The organism is Nocardiopsis terrae, assembly GCF_014651695.1.
Taxonomy (GTDB): domain Bacteria; phylum Actinomycetota; class Actinomycetes; order Streptosporangiales; family Streptosporangiaceae; genus Nocardiopsis; species Nocardiopsis terrae.
Genome location: NZ_BMXJ01000010.1, coordinates 41,132 through 57,892, shown reverse-complemented (window position 1 = coordinate 57,892; position 16,761 = coordinate 41,132). Strand labels below are relative to the sequence as shown.

At 71.4% G+C, this 16,761-nt stretch carries 14 protein-coding genes; 3 read left to right on the top strand and 11 right to left on the bottom strand.

Annotated elements, in window-relative coordinates:
- Nucleotides 1-12: 12 nt before the first annotated feature.
- The 5 genes from IE195_RS24570 to IE195_RS24550 form a co-directional block, all read right to left on the bottom strand.
- The gene (locus tag IE195_RS24570) at nt 13-2,106 is read right to left on the bottom strand and encodes a S9 family peptidase (protein WP_191275810.1); all 2,094 of its coding nucleotides are present in this window, start codon (nt 2,104-2,106) and stop codon (nt 13-15) included.
- A gap of 227 nt (nt 2,107-2,333) precedes the next feature.
- On the bottom strand, nt 2,334-3,419 hold the full coding sequence (locus IE195_RS24565) for an amino acid ABC transporter permease (protein ID WP_191275808.1): 1,086 nt from the start codon (nt 3,417-3,419) through the stop codon (nt 2,334-2,336).
- The gene (locus IE195_RS24560) at nt 3,416-4,090 is read right to left on the bottom strand and encodes an amino acid ABC transporter permease (protein ID WP_191275805.1); all 675 of its coding nucleotides are present in this window, start codon (nt 4,088-4,090) and stop codon (nt 3,416-3,418) included. Before IE195_RS24560 ends, IE195_RS24565 begins: the two co-directional genes overlap by 4 nt.
- Before the next feature lie 81 nt (nt 4,091-4,171).
- Nucleotides 4,172-5,017: a glutamate ABC transporter substrate-binding protein gene (locus tag IE195_RS24555; RefSeq protein ID WP_191275803.1), complete on the bottom strand. Its 846-nt coding sequence runs from the start codon at nt 5,015-5,017 to the stop codon at nt 4,172-4,174.
- A gap of 51 nt (nt 5,018-5,068) precedes the next feature.
- On the bottom strand, nt 5,069-5,812 hold the full coding sequence (locus IE195_RS24550) for an amino acid ABC transporter ATP-binding protein (RefSeq protein WP_191275801.1): 744 nt from the start codon (nt 5,810-5,812) through the stop codon (nt 5,069-5,071).
- Nucleotides 5,813-6,080: 268 nt separating this feature from the next.
- Here IE195_RS24550 and miaB point away from each other — a divergent pair, with 268 nt between their 5' ends.
- Entirely contained in the window at nt 6,081-7,547 is a 1,467-nt protein-coding gene (gene miaB / locus IE195_RS24545; RefSeq protein ID WP_268249195.1) for a tRNA (N6-isopentenyl adenosine(37)-C2)-methylthiotransferase MiaB, read from the top strand.
- Nucleotides 7,548-7,593: 46 nt separating this feature from the next.
- Here the strand turns inward: miaB and IE195_RS24540 are convergent, their stop codons facing one another.
- Entirely contained in the window at nt 7,594-8,853 is a 1,260-nt protein-coding gene (locus IE195_RS24540) for a cytochrome P450 family protein (protein ID WP_191275797.1), read from the bottom strand.
- Between the two features lie 18 nt (nt 8,854-8,871).
- A complete protein-coding gene (locus IE195_RS24535; RefSeq protein ID WP_229826435.1) occupies nt 8,872-9,612 on the bottom strand; it encodes a TetR/AcrR family transcriptional regulator in 741 nt (246 codons plus the stop codon).
- Between the two features lie 222 nt (nt 9,613-9,834).
- On the opposite strand from IE195_RS24535, the gene IE195_RS24530 reads away from it, so the two are divergent.
- A complete protein-coding gene (locus tag IE195_RS24530; RefSeq protein WP_191275795.1) occupies nt 9,835-10,515 on the top strand; it encodes a class III extradiol ring-cleavage dioxygenase family protein in 681 nt (226 codons plus the stop codon).
- A 36-nt stretch (nt 10,516-10,551) separates the two neighbouring features.
- On the opposite strand, the gene miaA is transcribed toward IE195_RS24530, so the two are convergent.
- Complete coding sequence (gene miaA, locus IE195_RS24525; protein WP_191275793.1) at nt 10,552-11,544, bottom strand: tRNA (adenosine(37)-N6)-dimethylallyltransferase MiaA; 993 nt, start codon at nt 11,542-11,544, stop codon at nt 10,552-10,554.
- Between the two features lie 159 nt (nt 11,545-11,703).
- Between miaA and dapF the strand changes: the two genes are divergently transcribed.
- Nucleotides 11,704-12,528, top strand: coding sequence for a diaminopimelate epimerase (dapF, locus tag IE195_RS24520; RefSeq protein WP_191275790.1), 825 nt, complete (start codon nt 11,704-11,706; stop codon nt 12,526-12,528).
- Here the strand turns inward: dapF and IE195_RS24515 are convergent.
- The 3 genes from IE195_RS24515 to IE195_RS24505 all read right to left on the bottom strand — a co-directional run bounded on the left by IE195_RS24515 (nt 12,525) and on the right by IE195_RS24505 (nt 16,719).
- Nucleotides 12,525-13,877, bottom strand: coding sequence for a (Fe-S)-binding protein (locus tag IE195_RS24515; protein WP_191275788.1), 1,353 nt, complete (start codon nt 13,875-13,877; stop codon nt 12,525-12,527). The genes dapF and IE195_RS24515 overlap by 4 nt on opposite strands.
- Before the next feature lie 32 nt (nt 13,878-13,909).
- Entirely contained in the window at nt 13,910-15,130 is a 1,221-nt protein-coding gene (locus IE195_RS24510; RefSeq protein ID WP_191275785.1) for an FAD-binding oxidoreductase, read from the bottom strand.
- A gap of 83 nt (nt 15,131-15,213) precedes the next feature.
- Nucleotides 15,214-16,719 carry an FAD-linked oxidase C-terminal domain-containing protein gene (locus tag IE195_RS24505; RefSeq protein ID WP_191275782.1) on the bottom strand — a complete coding sequence of 502 codons (1,506 nt, stop codon included), beginning with the start codon at nt 16,717-16,719 and terminating at the stop codon, nt 15,214-15,216.
- Between the last annotated feature and the right edge of the window lie 42 nt (nt 16,720-16,761).

Here is a 16,761-nt window from a genome sequence, read left to right as displayed (position 1 = left end):
GGGAGGTAGCGCTCACTCCTGCTCGGCGGGTTTGCGGAGCACCGGTTCGCCGGTACCCGCGGTCACACCGGCCTCCGGGGTGACCTCGGGCAGTTGCTCGGCCACGGGGAGGTCGTCCTCCTCCGCGATGGGACGGGGCTCGGGCGGTGCGGTGGTGAGTTCCAGCGGCGCCACGTCGGGCTCGAAACCGAACACCCCGGCGTAGAAGGCCAGTTCGGCCTCCAGGGAACGCACCCGTGCCTCCTCGCCGCGGAACCCGTGCGCCTCGCCCTCGAACTCCAGCAGCGCGTACGGCACACCCCGCTCACCGAGCGCGGTCGCCATCCGGAAGGCCTGGTCCGGGGTGACCACCTTGTCGTCCGAACCCTGCAGCAGCAGCACCGGCACGTCGATCTCGCCGGTCCGGTTGATCGGGGACCGCTCCCGGTAGGTCTCCACGAAGCCCGGCAGCGAGCCCACCAGGGTGTCCAGGAACCGTGACTCGAAGTCGTGGGTGGTATCGACCAGGCCCAGCATGTCGGCCACCCCGAAGTACGACACTCCGCAGGCGAAGGTGTCTCCGGTGAGCGCCAGCAGCGCGGTGAGGCCGCCCGCGCTCGGGCCGCGGACGGCCAGCCGTTCGGGGTCGGCCAGCCCCTGTTCCACCAGGGCCCGGGCCGCGGCCGTGCAGTCCTCCACGTCCACCGCGCCCCACTCCTTGTGCAGGCGCTTGCGGTAGGAGCGGCCGTACCCCGTGGAGCCGCCGTAGTCGACGTCCACCACGCCGATACCGCGGCTGGTGAAGTAGGCCTTGACCAGGTCCAGTTCGCGCGGGGAGTGGCTCACCGGCCCGCCGTGCGCCCACACCACATACGGTGCGGGACCGGCAGAGGAGACGTCGGGGTTGGTGGGCGGGTACACGTTGGCGTGCACCGTCGCCCCGTAGCGGCCCGGGAGCGTCACCGCCCGGGGCGCGGGCAGGTAGGCGGGGTCCGGCGGCTCCTCCACGGACCGCCGGAGCACCTCGACGGTGCGGCGCAGCGGGTCCAGCCGCACCACGCATCCGGCGGTGCCGGCCGAGGCGGCGATCGCCACCACGCTGGTTCCGTCGGAGTCGAGGTGGGACCAGGAGGTCAGTTCCGTGGAGACCGGTTCCAGGTCCAGGGTGTCGGGGTCGTACACGCTCGGCCGCAACCCGGTGTCACCGTGCAGTGCCACGATCCTGCCCGAGTCCAGCACGCGGAAGCAGCGATCGCCCAGCCGCCACGGTGGACTGTGGAACTCCTCCTCGGCCGGGTACAGGGCGATCGCCGGGCCCCTCAGCCCGACCTGGTAGAGGTTCCAGAAACCGGGCCAGTCCGAGGCCACGTACAGGGTGTCCCCGTCCGCCCAGACAGGGGAGAGCACGGACTCGTCGACCCCGCCCTTGAGTGTGTACTCCCCGGTCAGTCCGGTCGCGGTCAGTTCGCCGACCCGCAGTTCGGTGCCGTCCCAGGGCATCCGCGGGTGGTTCCACCGCACGTACGCCAGGCGGGTCCCGTCGGGGGAGAGGGCCGGTGCGGCGTAGAAGTGGGCGCCCGAGACCAGCTCCTGGACCGCCTCCGGGTCCTCGGCTCCCCGACCGGAGAGGGGGACCGACACGATCGAGCGGCGGACGGTGCCGTCGGCGTGCTGTTCACGCACGCACAACAGCTGTTTGCCGTCGGGGCCCGGTGCCGGGTCGGCGTAGCGCAGCGCCCCCGCCGAAGCGGGCTCCGGAGTCAGCGGAACCGGCTCCCCGGCGCCGCGTTCGAGCAGGTACAGGCGTTGGTCGGTGGAGTTGGCGAAGACCACCCCCACCCGGGGGATGGCCTTGTCATCCCTGCGGGGGACCGGGAGGTGGGAACGGCCGCCGTACTCGTGCACCCTGGTGCCCACGCTCCACGGGGCGGGGAGCAGGTCGTGCACGGTTCCGTCCGCGTCCCGCCGCACGAGCGTGGTCCGGCCCCCTTCGGCCGGTCGGTACTCCTCCCACCAGACCTCCTCACCCAGAACGGACGGGTACGCCATCCGGCGTACTCCTCGGGCGACGTCGCCGGCGCTGATGGGCGATGGCCAGGAGCCGTGGGGGCTCGACAGTTCAGACATGTCCCGCTCAGGATGGGTCGTGGGTGTGATCAGATGACATGTCGACCTTAGTGCTCCCGAGCCCCCGTGTGCAGTCCTGTCCTGCTCACCTGTGGACGTACGGGCCGGTGCGTGCGCAGGAGTGTGACGGCGGGCGGGGCGACGGCGGCCAGCCAGAACGACGGCCCCGCGGAGCGCACTCGGGGTGCGTCCACGGGGCCGTCGTCGGGTGTCCGGGCGGGGCCCGGTCAGGTGCCGGAGCCGCCGGGCCCCTTACCGGGGCCGGGGTCGTCGCCGTCCCCGGGCTCCTCCTCGGTCCGGGACTCGGTGGCCGTGTCGCCGACACCGGGTTCGGCGGCGGTGCCGCTGGGTGTGGGCAGGCCCCCGGCGCCCTCCCGGACCGGGGCGGGCGCACCGTTCGCGGCGGCGGGCCTGGCGGAGGACCTGCCGCGCCCGGAGTTGCGGCGCTCCAACCAGATCGCGACCCTGCTCAGCGAGACGTTGATGACGATGTAGATGAGGGCGCAGATGATCGCCGCCGGAATCACGTTGCTCTCCCGGGTGGCGATCAGCGTGAAACTGCGCAGCAGCTCCGGGAAGGCGATGATGTAACCCAGCGCGGAGTCCTTGAGCAGGACCACCAGCTGGGCCACGATCGCGGGCATCATCGAGGTGACGGCCTGCGGGATCAGGATCGTCCACAGCGTCTGGGTCCGTGTCATGCCGATGGACTGGGCGGCTTCGCCCTGTCCGGGCGGTACGGCGTTGATCCCGGCGCGGAACACCTCGGCCAGCACGGACCCGTTGTACAGGGTCAGGCCGGTCACGACCGCGACGAGCGCGCTCACCTGGAAGGTGCCGGTCGGGATGTCGAAGAGCTGCCAGGCGACGATGGGCAGTGCCATGGTGAAGAAGATCAGCATCAGCAGCGGGATGCCGCGGAAGAACTCAACGATGGCACCGGAGGGGACGCGGATCCACCAGTGCTCGGACAGACGGCCGACACCGAAGACCAGTCCGAACACGACCGCCAGTACCGAAGCCGTCAGCGCCGCGGTCAGCGTGTTCTGCAGACCGGGGATGACGTATCCGGTCCAGGTGTCGGGCCGCAGGAACGGTTCCCACTTGTCGGCCGCCCACTGGCCCTGCGGGTTGACCGCCCAGGTCTGCGCGGAGAACAGCGGTGATTCCCGCTCGCTCAGGGTCCGGTTGAACCCCAGGTACAGGACGGCCGTACCGATCAGCGCGAGGAAGACGGTGAGGACCGTGTAGAGGGTGTTGCGCACCCGGGCCCTGGGGCCGGGTACGTCGAAGAGGACGGTCTGCGCGCTCATCGGACCACCGCCACGCGCTTGGACAGCCAGCCGAAGAAGTAACCCATCGGCAGGGTCAGGATCAGGAACCCGATCGCGAACCCGACGAAGGTCGGCAGGACCGGTGCGACGCCCTGGTCGAACATGAGCTTCATCTCCCGGGAGGCTTCCTGGACGCCCAGCCCCGCGACGGAGGCGACGGTGGTGTTCTTGGTGAGCGCGATGAGCACGCTGCCCAGCGGGCCCACGACGGTGCGAAGGGCCTGCGGGATGACGATCAGCCGCAGGTTCTGGGTGAAGGTCAGGCCCAGGGACCGGGCCGCCTCGACCTGGCCGAGGGGGATGGTGTTGATACCCGAGCGCAGCGATTCGGACACGAAGCAGGCGGTGTAGGCGGACAGGCCGATCACCCCCCACCAGAACACGTCGAGGGCCACACTGTCGGCCAGGCTCAGCCCCAGGGCGCTGTTGAGGCCCAGACCGCAGAACAGCAGCACCAGGGTCAGCGGCGTGTTCCGGACGCCTTCGACGTAGGTGGTGGACAGTCCGCGCAGCAGCGGTACGGGTGAGACCCGCATCGCGGTGAGCAGGATGCCGAGGATGAAGGAGAAGAGGGCGCTGAACAGGGTGAGCCGGACGGTCCATGAGAAACCGTCGACGACCCTGTCGATATTGCTGAGAAAGGCTTCCATGGGTCCCAGCCGGTCAAGGGCCGGAAGGTGGGGCCGGGCTGTGCCGGCCCCACCTTCCGGTCGGGTTCAGGTGACGGGGTTTCAGGCGCAGGCGTCGAGTTCGGGAGTGGACTCCTCGAAGGCGAAGTCGGTCTCACCGAAGGCGGAGTTCAGGTACTCGGTGGCCGAGCCGTCCTCCCACATCTTCGTGATGGCCTCGTTGATCTCCTCGCAGCGCTCGGTGGAGCCGGCGGGCAGGCCGACTCCGTACCTCTCCTCACCGAACGGGTTGTTGACCATCCTGAAGTCGTCCGGGTTCTGGGCGGCGAAACCGGCGAGGATGGTGTTGTCGGTGGTCACCGCGTCGACGGTGCCGTTGTTGAGCAGCTCCAGGCACTCCGAGTAGTTGCCGGCCTCACGCAGTTCGGCGTCGATCCCCATGTCCTCGGTGATGTTGTGCGCCGAGCGGGAGCCGGAGGCCGAGCACAGGACCTTGCCCTCGAGGTCATCGGGGCCGTTGATGTCGGAGTCGCCGGCCTGGGTCAGGATGTCCTGCTGGGCGACGTAGTACGGGCCGGCGAAGTCGACGACGTCGCGGCGCTCGTCGGTGATGGAGTAGGTCGCCGCGATCATGTCCACGGTGCCCTGCTGGAGGAAGGACTCGCGGTTGGCGGAGGCGGCCTCGGTCCACTCGATCTGGTCGGCGGAGTAGCCGAGCTCCTCGGCGATGTAGGTGGCGACGTCGACGTCGAAGCCGACGGGGGTGCCGCCCTCGTCCAGGCCAAGACCAGGCTGGTCGTACTTGACGCCGATGGTGATGGTGTCGCCACCGTCTCCGTTGTCGTCACCGCTTCCGGTGCCGCCGACATCGGCGGTGCCGCAGGCGGTCAGGGCCAGGGCCAGGACGGCGGCGCCGCCCAGGGCGGAGTTGATACGACGGGCTCGCATGTGGGGTACCTCTTCCTTGTACGTGCGAAGAACGCGAAGATCTCGGGAAACCTAGTGGGTCAGGATCTTCGACAGGAAGTCCTTGGCCCGGTCCGACCCGGGGTTGGTGAAGAACTCGTCGGGGGTGTTCTCCTCGACGATCTGCCCGTCCGCCATGAAGACGACCCGGTTCGCGGCGCGGCGGGCGAAGCCCATCTCGTGGGTGACCACGACCATGGTCATGCCCTCGCTGGCGAGGTCGGTCATGACGTCGAGGACCTCCTGGACCATCTCGGGGTCCAGGGCCGAGGTCGGCTCGTCGAAGAGGAGCACCTTCGGGTTCATCGCCAGCGCGCGGGCGATGGCGACGCGCTGTTGCTGTCCGCCCGAGAGCTGCGCGGGGTACTTGTGGGCCTGGTCGCCGATCTGGACGCGGTCGAGCAGTTCCATGCCCCGGGCTTCGGCGTCCGCCTTCGACTTGCGGAGCACCTTGGTCGGACCCAGGGTCACGTTCTGCAGCACGGTCTTGTGCGCGAACAGGTTGAAGGACTGGAACACCATGCCGACGTCGCTGCGCAGCTTGGCGAGGCCGCGCCCCTCGGCCGGCAGCGGCTGGCCGTCCAGGGTGATGGTGCCGGAGTCGATCGTCTCCAGCCGGTTGATCGTGCGGCACAACGTCGACTTACCGGACCCGGACGGGCCGATGACGACTACCACCTCGCCGGAGTTAACCGTCAGATCGATGTCGCGGAGCACGTGCAGGTCGCCGAAGTGCTTGTTGACGTTCTCCAGCACGACGAGAGGAGTTGAGGTCATGCATCGGAACCTAATGGCTCCATGTTGCCGTGTCATCACAAAAACGCTGCCTGGCTCGGGCAGTAGTGGACTTGTTACGGCGTGATCTGCGGAAAAGTTATGTTTCTCGATGCATGGGTTCGCTGTTGTCGCGCTGAGTGGCGGTCCCGTTCTCCAGAGTCTCATGTGCGGTCTTCCGCGGTGGGGTCAGGGGGTGCGGGAACGGGCGTCCTGGACGCGGGCGCGGACGGGATAGCCTGGAACGGTGAGCCAGAGTCGTACCTACCAAGTGCGGACCTACGGCTGCCAGATGAACGTCCACGACTCCGAGCGCCTCTCCGGTCTGCTGGAGGACGCTGGGTACGCGCGCGCAGCCGAGGACACCACCGCAGACATCGTCGTCTTCAACACCTGTGCGGTCCGGGAGAACGCGGACAACCGCCTCTACGGCAACCTGGGGCACCTGCGTCCGGTCAAGGACGCCAACCCCGGTATGCAGATCGCCGTGGGCGGTTGCCTGGCGCAGAAGGACCGCGGGGAGATCGTGCGCCGTGCGCCCTGGGTGGACGTGGTGTTCGGAACCCACAACATCGGCTCCCTGCCGACCCTGCTGGAGCGTTCGCGCGTCCAGCGCGAGGCGCAGGTCGAGATCGCCGAGTCGTTGGAGCACTTCCCGTCCACCCTGCCCAGCCGCCGTGAGTCCGCCTACGCGGCCTGGGTGTCGATCTCGGTCGGCTGCAACAACACCTGCACCTTCTGCATCGTGCCTGCACTGCGCGGCAAGGAGAAGGACCGGCGCCCCGGCGACGTGCTCGCCGAGGTCCGCGCCCTGGTCGAGGAGGGCGTCACCGAGGTGACCCTGCTGGGGCAGAACGTCAACGCCTACGGCAGCGAGTTCGGCGACCGGCAGGCGTTCTCCAAGCTGCTGCGCGCCTGCGGTGAGATCGAGGGGCTGGAGCGGGTCCGTTTCACCTCCCCGCATCCGCGTGACTTCACCGACGACGTCATCGAGGCGATGGCCCAGACCCCCAACGTGATGCCGCAGTTGCACATGCCGCTGCAGTCGGGCTCCAGCAAGGTGCTCAGGGACATGCGCCGCTCCTACCGTCAGGAGCGCTTCCTGGGGATCGTGGAGAAGGTGCGCGCGGCCATGCCGCAGGCCGCGATCACCACGGACATCATCGTGGGCTTCCCCGGTGAGACCGAGGAGGACTTCGCCGAGACCCTGCACGTGGTCCGTGAGTCCCGGTTCGCGATGGCGTTCACCTTCCAGTACTCCAAGCGCCCCGGGACCCCGGCCGCCACCATGGAGGAGCAGGTGCCGCCGGAGGTGGTCAAGGAGCGCTACCAGCGGCTGGTCGCCCTCCAGGACCAGATCTCCTGGGAGGAGAACCAGAAGCTGGTCGGCCGCGAGGTCGAGCTGATGGTCTCCGAGGGCGAGGGGAAGAAGGACGGTGAGCACCGCCGTCTTTCCGGCCGCGCCCCCGACAACCGTCTCGTGCACTTCGCCGTGGGTGACTCCGGGGAGCCGCGGCCGGGCGACATGGTCACCGTCGAGGTCACCTATGCCGCCCCGCACCACCTGGTCGCCGACTCCGGGGTCCGGAATCTGCGCCGTACCCGTGCCGGGGACGCCTGGGACGCCCGTCAGGGGCGGCCGGTCCAGGTGAGCAAACCGGACGTGCTGTTGGGCATGCCCGGGGTCGGGGTTCCCGAGGAGCAGCCGGCCCCCGCGGGCGGTTGCTGCGACGCCTGATCCGCTTGTCCGCCCAGGCCCGATGCCGGGCCTGGGCGTTCGGTGCTCAGGCGCCCAGGCGGACCGGAAGACTGTCCAGGCGCGCGGTACCGGGAACGGAGGAGCGCACCGGCTCCCGTCCGGGGACCAGGGCCAGGTCCGGGTAGGCGGACAGCAGCGCTCCGAGGACGACCTCTCCCTCCTGCCGGGCGAGGGCGGCCCCCAGGCAGTAGTGGAGGCCGTGTCCGAAGCCCACGTGGGCCTCTCCCGGCCGCCCTCGGTGCCGGGTGATGTCGAAGCGGTGCGGCTCGGGGTGCACGGCGGGGTCCCGGTTCGCTCCGGCCAGGGCCACGGCGACCCGCTCACCGGCGCTCACCCTCGCGCTGTCGAGCTGCACGTCCTCCGCCGCGTACCTGGCCCGGGCCACGACGGCCGTCCCGCCGTACCTGAGCATCTCGTGCACCGCTGACGGCAGCAGTTCCGGCGAGGCCTTGAGGAGTTCGAGCTGTTCGCGGTGTTCCAGCAGGGCCAGGGTGCCGTTGCCGAGCAGGTGCGCGGTGGTCTCGTGGCCGGCGAGGACGAGCGTGAACACCAGGGTGACCAGTTCGGTTTCGCTCAGCCGGTCGCCGTCCTCGTCACGGGCCCGGACCAGGACGCCGAGCAGGTCATCGTGCTCGCTCGCCCGGCGCTCACCGATCATCCGCTTGATGTGGTCGATCATCCGGCCGAGCACGTCGTTCATCCGGGCGGGGTTCGCGGGGTCGAAGTTGCTGAGGGCGTGGCTCCACGACCGCCATGCTTCACGGTCCTCGACGGGGACGCCGACAAGGTCGCAGATCACCGTGATGGGCAGCGGGTAGGCGAGGTCTTCCATGAGGTCGACGACCCCGTCGCCGTCGGCACGTGCCGGGAGGCCGGCGAGCAGGTCGGCGGTGATCCGCTCGATGCCCGGGCGCAGGTCGTTGACCCGCCGCGCGGTGAAGGTGCGTGAGACCAGCTTGCGCAGCCGGGTGTGGTCGGAGTGGTCCTTGTCGAGGACGGTTTCGGTGAGATAGGTGATCAGGTCCTGGTGCACCCCCATGGCGCGCATGGCGTCGGAGCGCTTCGCCTGCGTCCTCGCCTGTTTCACGTTGGCGGGGTCGACGACGAACCGCCGGTCGCTGAGGATGGCGCGGACGTCCTCGTCCCCGACGAAGAGGAGTGCCTCCATGGTGTCCAGGAAGAGGACCCGGGCGGCCCCGCCCTCCTGGCGGATCCGTTCGATCACCCCGTAGGGGTCCGTGGCGAACTCCGGCGAGCGCAGGTCGATGGGTGCGTTGGTGCTCATGTGCCCCTCCTCGGAGGTCTACGTGGTGCGCTTGACGCGTTTCTGTTCCTCGACCTCGTCGATGATGCGCCGTTCCAGGCCGGTGAAGATCTCGATGACCCTCGGTCGGGCCGCGTCGAGGGCCTCGGGTGACGCCTCGGCCTCCAGGAGGGGGCGTACGCTCTGGGCGATGAGTTCGGCGCGGGTCGCGAGTGCGGGGACCTCCTGACCCTGTTCTGCCAGGACCTGTTCGGTGGTCATGTGGCCGGTGATGATGGCCGTGTAGGCGTAGAACTGCTCCTCGAAGGGCCGGTCCCGGCGTAGGACCCCGTGTTCGCGCAGGTGGTCCCAGTACGCGCGGATCGTTCTCCACCGGAGCTCGACGATGTCGCCGAGCAGGACGTGGGCGTCGTGGGAGAGCCTCGCCAGCGAGCCGGGGGCGTCCACGAGCATCGACCTCAGGACCGGTTCCCGCGCCTGGAGCAGGTACAGCCTGCGGGCCAGTTCGCTCGGTCGGACGGCCTCGCGGTCCTCGTGCATGGCTCGGACGATCTCGCTGATCACCCCGGTCTGGGCCCGCATCACCACGGTCAGGAAGAGCAGTTCCTTGGTGGTGAAGTGCAGGTAGACGGTGCCCTTGCCGACGCCGGCGCGCCGGGCCACGTCCCCGACGGTGACCTTCCGGGGCCCCAGCGCCACCATGAGCTCCTCCGCGGCGTCCAGGATGTGGTCGGCCCGCGACGCGCGTTCGGCGGCGGACCTGTCGGTGAACGGGGGCACGTACGGCTCCTTCGGTTCGGCTGCGGCCGGCGGTGGCTTCCACCAGCGTTGACGCGAAGACCATATCCACACCTCCGTTCCGGGCCGATCGCCTGACTGTGCGCCTGACCGTGTGACCAGATTTCAAAACTGGTCACACAGTCAAACCTAGGTCAGGGGGTAGCCCCCGGGCAAGGCGGGTAAGGCTGATCTGTCCGGAGGGACAGGTATAGTCTCGCCCCTGTGTTGATCGCTGCCGCTGTGTGTCCCCATCCGCCCGTGCTGTTCCCCGAGGTCGCCCAAGGGGCCGCACCGGACCTGGAGGCCCTGCGCGACGCCTGCGACCGGGCCGTCGGAGGACTCGGTGCCAGCGGGGCCGACCGCCTGTACGTGGTGGGCCCGGGGCCGGGGGAACGCCGCCACGGCCGCGACGCGGGGGGAGGCCTCGACGACTACGGGGTCGCGCTGCGGGTGGGGCCGAGACCGGGTGTCCTGGATCTGGCGGCCACGGCCGGCCGTTGGCTGGCCGAACGCTCGGGTCTGACCCCCGACGGCTACCAGGAGGTCGCACCGGAGACCGCCCCGGAGCGGGCGGCCGAACTCGGAGCCGCACTGGCGGGGGAGGGGGACCGGGTCGCGCTGCTGGTGATGGGGGACGGCAGCGCCCGCCGGGCCGAACGCTCACCCGGTTACGTGGACGAGCGCGCCCTCCCCTACGACGATGCCGTGGCCGAGGCCCTGGCCGAGGCGGACGCCGCGCACCTGGCCGGGCTCGAACCGGCGCTGGCCCGGGAGCTCATGGTCGCCGGGCGCCCCGCCTGGCAGGTCCTGGCGGGTGCGGTGGGGGAGCGCCCACTCACCGGTGACCTGCTCGCCTACGAGGCGCCCTACGGGGTGGGCTACTTCGTGGCCGCCTGGTCCTGAGCCCGTCGGCTCCGGGGCCGCCCGGAGGCCGTCCCCTCAGCGCTGGGAGTCCGGCAGCAGGGTGGCCACGTCCACCAGGGCCTCGCCCGGGTACTCGTTCCTGCCGGCCAGAGCCGACTCCACCTGCGCCATCGCCCGCTCCAGCAGGTTGGGTGCGTCGTAGGGCAGCCACCGCACCCTGGGGTCGCGGCGGAACCACGACTCCTGGCGGCGGGCGAACCGGCGGGTGGCCTGGGCGGTCTGCTCCCTGGCCTCGGCCGGGGTGAGCTCGCCGTCGAGCTGGGCGAGCGCCTGGGCGTATCCGAGGGCCTTCGAGGCGGTGCGCCCCTCGCGCAGCCCCTGTTTGTCCAGGCGGCGGACCTCCTCCAGCAGCCCCTGGTCCCACATGCGCTCGACCCGCAGGTCGATGCGCTCGTCCAGTTCGGGGCGCGGGGCGGTCAGCCCGAGCTGCACACACGGGTAGTAGGAGGTGTGGTCGGGCAGGTTCGCGGTGAACGGCTGCCCGGTCAGCTCGATGACCTCCAGCGCGCGGACGATGCGCCGCCCGTTCCCGGGCAGGATCGTCCGGGCGGCCTCGGGGTCGGACTCGGCCAGCCTGGCGTGCAGCAGTCCGGGGCCGATGTCGGCCAGTTCGGCCTCCAGCCGGGCGCGCACCCGCGGGTCGGTGCCGGGGAACTCCATGTGGTCCAGGACCGCGCGTACGTACAGCCCGGACCCGCCCACCAGGACGGGGATGACGTCGCGGTCGGCGCAGTCCTCCACCCTCTCCCGGGCGAGGGTCTGGTAGCTGGCCACGTCGGCGGGTTCGTGCACGTCCCAGATGTCCAGCAGGTGGTGGGGCACGCCCCGGCGCTCCTCCTCGGAGAGCTTGGCGGTGCCGATGTCCATGCCCCGGTACAGCTGCATGGAATCGGCGTTGATCACCTCGCCGCGACGACCGGTCCGTTCCTCCAGCCACTCCGCGAGGTCGACGGCCAGGTCCGACTTGCCCACAGCGGTCGGGCCCACGACCGCGATCACCTTGATCATCCCTCCAGCGTAACCACGTCGCGGCCCGGTCGGGCCCGTACCGGGTGAGAAACGGGTGGGAATCGGTCCGCGCGGCCGCAGGGACGCGCGGACCGGGGCCGGGCGGTGGCGGCCGCGGGCGGCGGCACGGGAGAAACGGCCCTGGGAACAGGGCCTAGGATGGTCACCATGCGATTCGCCAAGGGCCACGGAACAGAGAACGACTTCGTGATCCTCCCCGACCCCGAAGGGGAGCTCCAGCTCACGAAGGAGACCGTCCGGCTGCTGTGCGACCGCCGGGCTGGCATCGGCGGCGACGGCATCCTCCGGGTGGTGCGCACGCGCGCGCTCGGCGAGACCCTCGCCCCGGCGGCCCGCACGGCCGAACGCCCCGAGTGGTTCATGGACTACCGCAACTCCGACGGAAGCGTCGCCGAGATGTGCGGCAACGGGGTAAGGGTCTTCGCCCACTACCTGCGGCACGCCGGGCTGGTCGAGGGCGACCGTTTCGAGGTCGGTACCCGGGACGGAGCCAAGGGTGTCGTGGTCGAGGCCGACGGCGACATCACCGTGGACATGGGTCGGGTGGAGATGCAGGGCACCTCCTCCGCGAAGCTCGCCCGGCAGGCCGTGCACGGCTCCCAGATCTCCGTGGGCAACCCGCACCTGGCCTGCGAGGTCCAGGGACCGGTCGCCGACGTCGACCTGAGCGAACCGCCCGAGCTGGACGCCGAGGCCTTCCCCGAGGGAGCCAACGTCGAGGTGTACACCGAGGTCGCCCCCGGTGTACTGGAGATGCGCGTGTACGAGCGCGGCTCCGGCGAGACCCGCTCCTGCGGGACCGGCATCGTCGCGGCCGCCGCCGCGGCCGCCCCCGAGGGGGAGGAGTCCACCTGGCGGGTGCGTGTGCTCGGCGGCGAGTGCACCGTCTACCTGGACGCCTCCGGGGCCCGGCTGAGGGGCCCGGCCACCATCGTCGCCGAGGGCGGGACCTCCCTCCTCTAGAGCCGTCGGGCCCCGCTACCGCCGCCCCGGCCGAGCAGCGGATCCGGGCCCAGGCCGCGCAGGGAGGCGTCCAGGAGTTGCGCGGTGTGGGTCACCGCGACCGGCGAACCCGCACGCTCCATCGCCGAGGCGATCTGCAGCGAGCAGCCGGGGTTGCCCGACACCAGGAGCCGGGCGCCGGTCGAGGCCGCGCCCCGGGCCTTGCTCTCGCCCAGCTCCTCGGCGGCCTCTGGCCTGAACAGGTTGTACACACCCGCTGACCCGCAGCAGACCTCCCTGTCGGGCAGCTCGGCCAGCTCCAGCCCGGGGATCCGCCGGAGGAGCTCCCGGGGCTGACGGGTGACCCCCTGGCCGTGGGACAGGTGGCAGGCGTCGTGGTAGGCCACGCGCAGCGGCACCGGGTGTCGCGCGGCGCGGGGGCCGAGGTCCACCAGGTACTCGGTGAGGTCCACGACCTTGGCCGAGAGCGCCCGGGCCCGGTTCGTCCAGGCACGCCCGGCACCCGCCTCGGCCAGGGTCCGGTCGAAGTGCTTCATGCCGGATCCGCACCCGGCGGAGTTCACCACGATCCGCTCCACCCGGCGGGTCTCGAACACCTCGATCATCCGTTTGGCCAGGTCGGCGGCCTCGGCGATCCTCCCCGAGTGGCCCGAGAGCGCACCGCAGCATCCCTGGGAGCGCGGGACCACCACCTCGCAGCCCTCCAGCGCCAGCACCCGCGCGGTCGCCGTGTTCACCTCGGGGAAGAACGCCCCCTGCACACAGCCCACGAGCAGGCCCACCCGGGCACGCCGTTCGCCGACGGCGGGTACGAGTTCGGGCAGCGGGGGCGGCGGAGCCGACAGCCGCGGGGCGACGCGTTCCATGGCGGCCAGGGCCGGTGAGATCCGCTCCAGCAGACCGGACCTGCGGACCAGCGAGGAGGCCCCGCTGGCCTGGTAGGCGCGCAGCGGCCCGCGGAGCGCCCGCAGCCGGGACCGGTACGGGAAGAGCGAGAACACCGTCGCGCGCAGGGCCCGCTCGCCGAGCGGGCGCCGGTGTTCGGTCTCCACCCGGTGCCTGGTGTGCTCGATCAGCGCGTCGTAGGCCACCCCCGACGGGCACGAGGACACGCAGGCCAGGCAGCCCAGGCAGTTGTCGAAATGGCCCACCGCGGTTTCGGTGAGCACGTCCTCCTCGTGCATCTGCGCCATCAGGTGGATGCGCCCGCGGGGTGAGTCCATCTCCTGGCCCCACAGCACGTTGGTGGGACAGGTCGGTAGGCAGAACCCGCAGTGCACGCAGTCGTCGAGCAGGTCCCCGAAGGGCCGCTCGGGGCCGGGTTCGGGGTCGGTTGGTCGATCGGTCACGGGACCCTCCCTGAGGGCGCTCGGCGGATGGTTCAGATCCCGCCCGCGAAGCGGCCGGGGGACAGGCGGTGCCCTGGGTCGAGGGAGTCCTTGACCGCCCGCATCAGCGACAGCCCGGGCACCTCGCCCCACAGGTCCACACCGGCCGCCAGGACGTGCGGTTCGGCGCGCAGCAGCACCGCTGACCGGCCGGTGCCGGCACGGGCCCGCTCCAGGACCGCGGCCACCGCCCCAGCGGAGGTACCAGGGGGAAAGGCCAGGTACAGGCAGCCCGCGGGCACGGACGCGGTCCCGCGGACGGAAGCCCCGAACCCGTCCCGGGCCAGACGCCCCAGGCCGCTGGCGAGGTCGGGCAGCTCGGCCGGGGGTGCCAGGACCCGGATCAGACAGCCCTCGGCGGGGAGCACGCCCCAGTCCCCGGGCAGCTCCTCGGCCACCTCCGTCTCACCGCCCAGCGCCCGGGAGGTCTCCCCGACCCGGGACACCAGGCCCTCCGGGGTGCCCTCCAACACCACGACCAGCCGCCCCGGTCCCTCGGCGGGCCGGTCCAGTTCCACGGCCGAGGGCACCACCGCGGTTCCGCGCAGCGCGGCCAGGGCCCGCTTCGCCCGGGAGTCGGAGGGCATCTCCGCGCTCACCACACGGACGGCCGCCGGGAGCGGGTGCAGGCGGAACGCGGCCGCCGTGATCACCCCGAGCGTGCCGTACCCGCCGGTGTGCAGCTTGGCCAGGTCGTACCCGGCCACGTTCTTGACCACTCGGCCGCCGCTGCGGGCCACCGCCCCGTCGGCGCGCACCACCGACATCCCGATCACCAGGTCGCGCAGTGCTCCGGCGAGCAGCCGACGCGGGCCGCTCGCCCCTGTCGCCAGGGCTCCGCCCACCGTGCCGCCGAGACGGACCGGGTCGTAGGACAGGCGTTGTCCGGCGGCGGCCAGGACCCGCCCGAGTTCGGCCAGCGGGGTGCCCGCGCCGGCCTCCACCACCAGGTCACCGGCGTCGTGGTCGATCCAGGACAGCGCGGAGGTGTCCACCAGCAGGTCCAGGGAACGGGGCGGCGCGCCCCAGGCCAGACCGGTTCCGCCCCCGCGTGCGGTCACCGAGAGTCCGTTCCGGTGCGCGGCGGTCATCAGCGACGCGAGCGCCCCGGTGCCGGCCGGGCACGCCACGTGCGCCGGCACGACCCCGCACACGGCGTCATCGGGGGTCCCCTCCCGCAGAGTGTGTTCCTTGGCGTCCAGGTCCCGTCTCACCCTCGGCCCTCCCGGCCCGCTTGCGGTCGTACTCCTGTGTCGGCGGTGTCGGCCACGGTGTCCTCCTGGGCGGAGCCGTCCGGTCAGAACTGTTCGGCATCGCCGGAGGCCACCAGCGGGTGTACCCCCGTGCGTACCTCGGGCCGTTCCCCGCACAGGCGCGGGGTGGGCAGCAGTTTGTCCGGGTTGGCGATCCCCTCGGGGTCGAAGGCCCGCCTGAACAGGTCGAAGGTCTCCAGGGAGGTGTCGTCGTACATGCGCGGCATCTTGCACGCCTTGTCCACCCCCACCCCGTGCTCGCCGGTGATCGACCCGCCGTGTTCGATGCACAGGTCCAGGATCGCCCCGGAGACCTCCTCGGCGCGCTCGGCCGCGCCGGGTTCGGCGTCGTCGAACAGGACGAGCGGGTGCAGGTTTCCGTCACCCGCGTGGAAGACGTTGGCGACCCGGATGCCGCTTTCGGCGGACAGGGAGGCGATCCGGCCCAGCATCTCGGCCAGGGCCGTGCGCGGCACGACCCCGTCCTGGACGATGTAGGCGGGGCTGATCCGGCCCACCGCGGCGAAGGCCGACTTGCGTCCCTTCCAGATCAGCGCGCGCTCCTCGGCGCCGCTGGCGGTACGCGTCCCGAAGGAACCGCTGGCCGCGCAGAGTTCGGTGACCCGCCGGACCTGGGCGTCGACCTCCGCGGCCGGTCCGTCCAGTTCCACCACCAGCACCGCCTCCGCCCCCGCCGGGTAGTCGCAGGCCACCGCGGCCTCCGCGGCCTCGACGGCCAGCGCGTCCATCATCTCGACCGCCGACGGCAGTACCCCGGCGGCGATGATCGCGCCCACCGCCTCACCGCCGGCGTCCAGGGAGGTGAACGCCGACAGCAGGGTGACGGTCCTCTGCGGGGACCGGGTCAGGGAGACGGTGACGCGTGTGGCCACGCCCAGGGTGCCCTCGGACCCGACGAACGCTCCGAGCAGGTCGTAGCCGTGTGCGCCCGGGGCCTTGCCGCCGAGTTCGACCACCTCGCCCGAGGGGGTGACGATCTCCAGTCCGCGCACGTGGCCCGCGGTGAACCCGTACTTGAGGCAGTGCGCACCGCCGGAGTTCTCCGCGACGTTGCCGCCCACCGAGCACACCTGTTGGCTGGAGGGGTCGGGTGCGTAGTGGTAGCCGTACGGTTCGGCGGCGCGGGTGATGTCGAGGTTGGCCACGCCCGGTTCGACCACCGCGCACTCGTTCTCCGGGTCGATCTCCAGGATCCGGCGCATGCGCGAGGTGACGAGGAGGACGCCTTCGGCGTGGGGGAGCGCCCCGGCTGACAGGCCGGTGCCGGCGCCGCGCGGGACGTAGGGGACGCCGTGTTCAGCGCACAGCGAGATGACGTCGCGGACCTGGGCGGTGGTGGTCGGCATGGCCACGACGCCCGGGGTGGACCGGTGGCGGGTGAGGCCGTCGCTCTCGTACGTGCGCCGTTGGGAGAGGTCGGTCAGGACGCCGTCCTCACCGCAGATCCGGCGCAGTCGGGGGACCAGCGCGGCCAGGGCCGCGGGCGTGCGCACGAGATCGTCGGGTGTGCGGCGTGCGGTCGTGGCCATGGGTGCCTCCCTGGTTCGGCCGGGGAGCGGCACCGGGTCCGT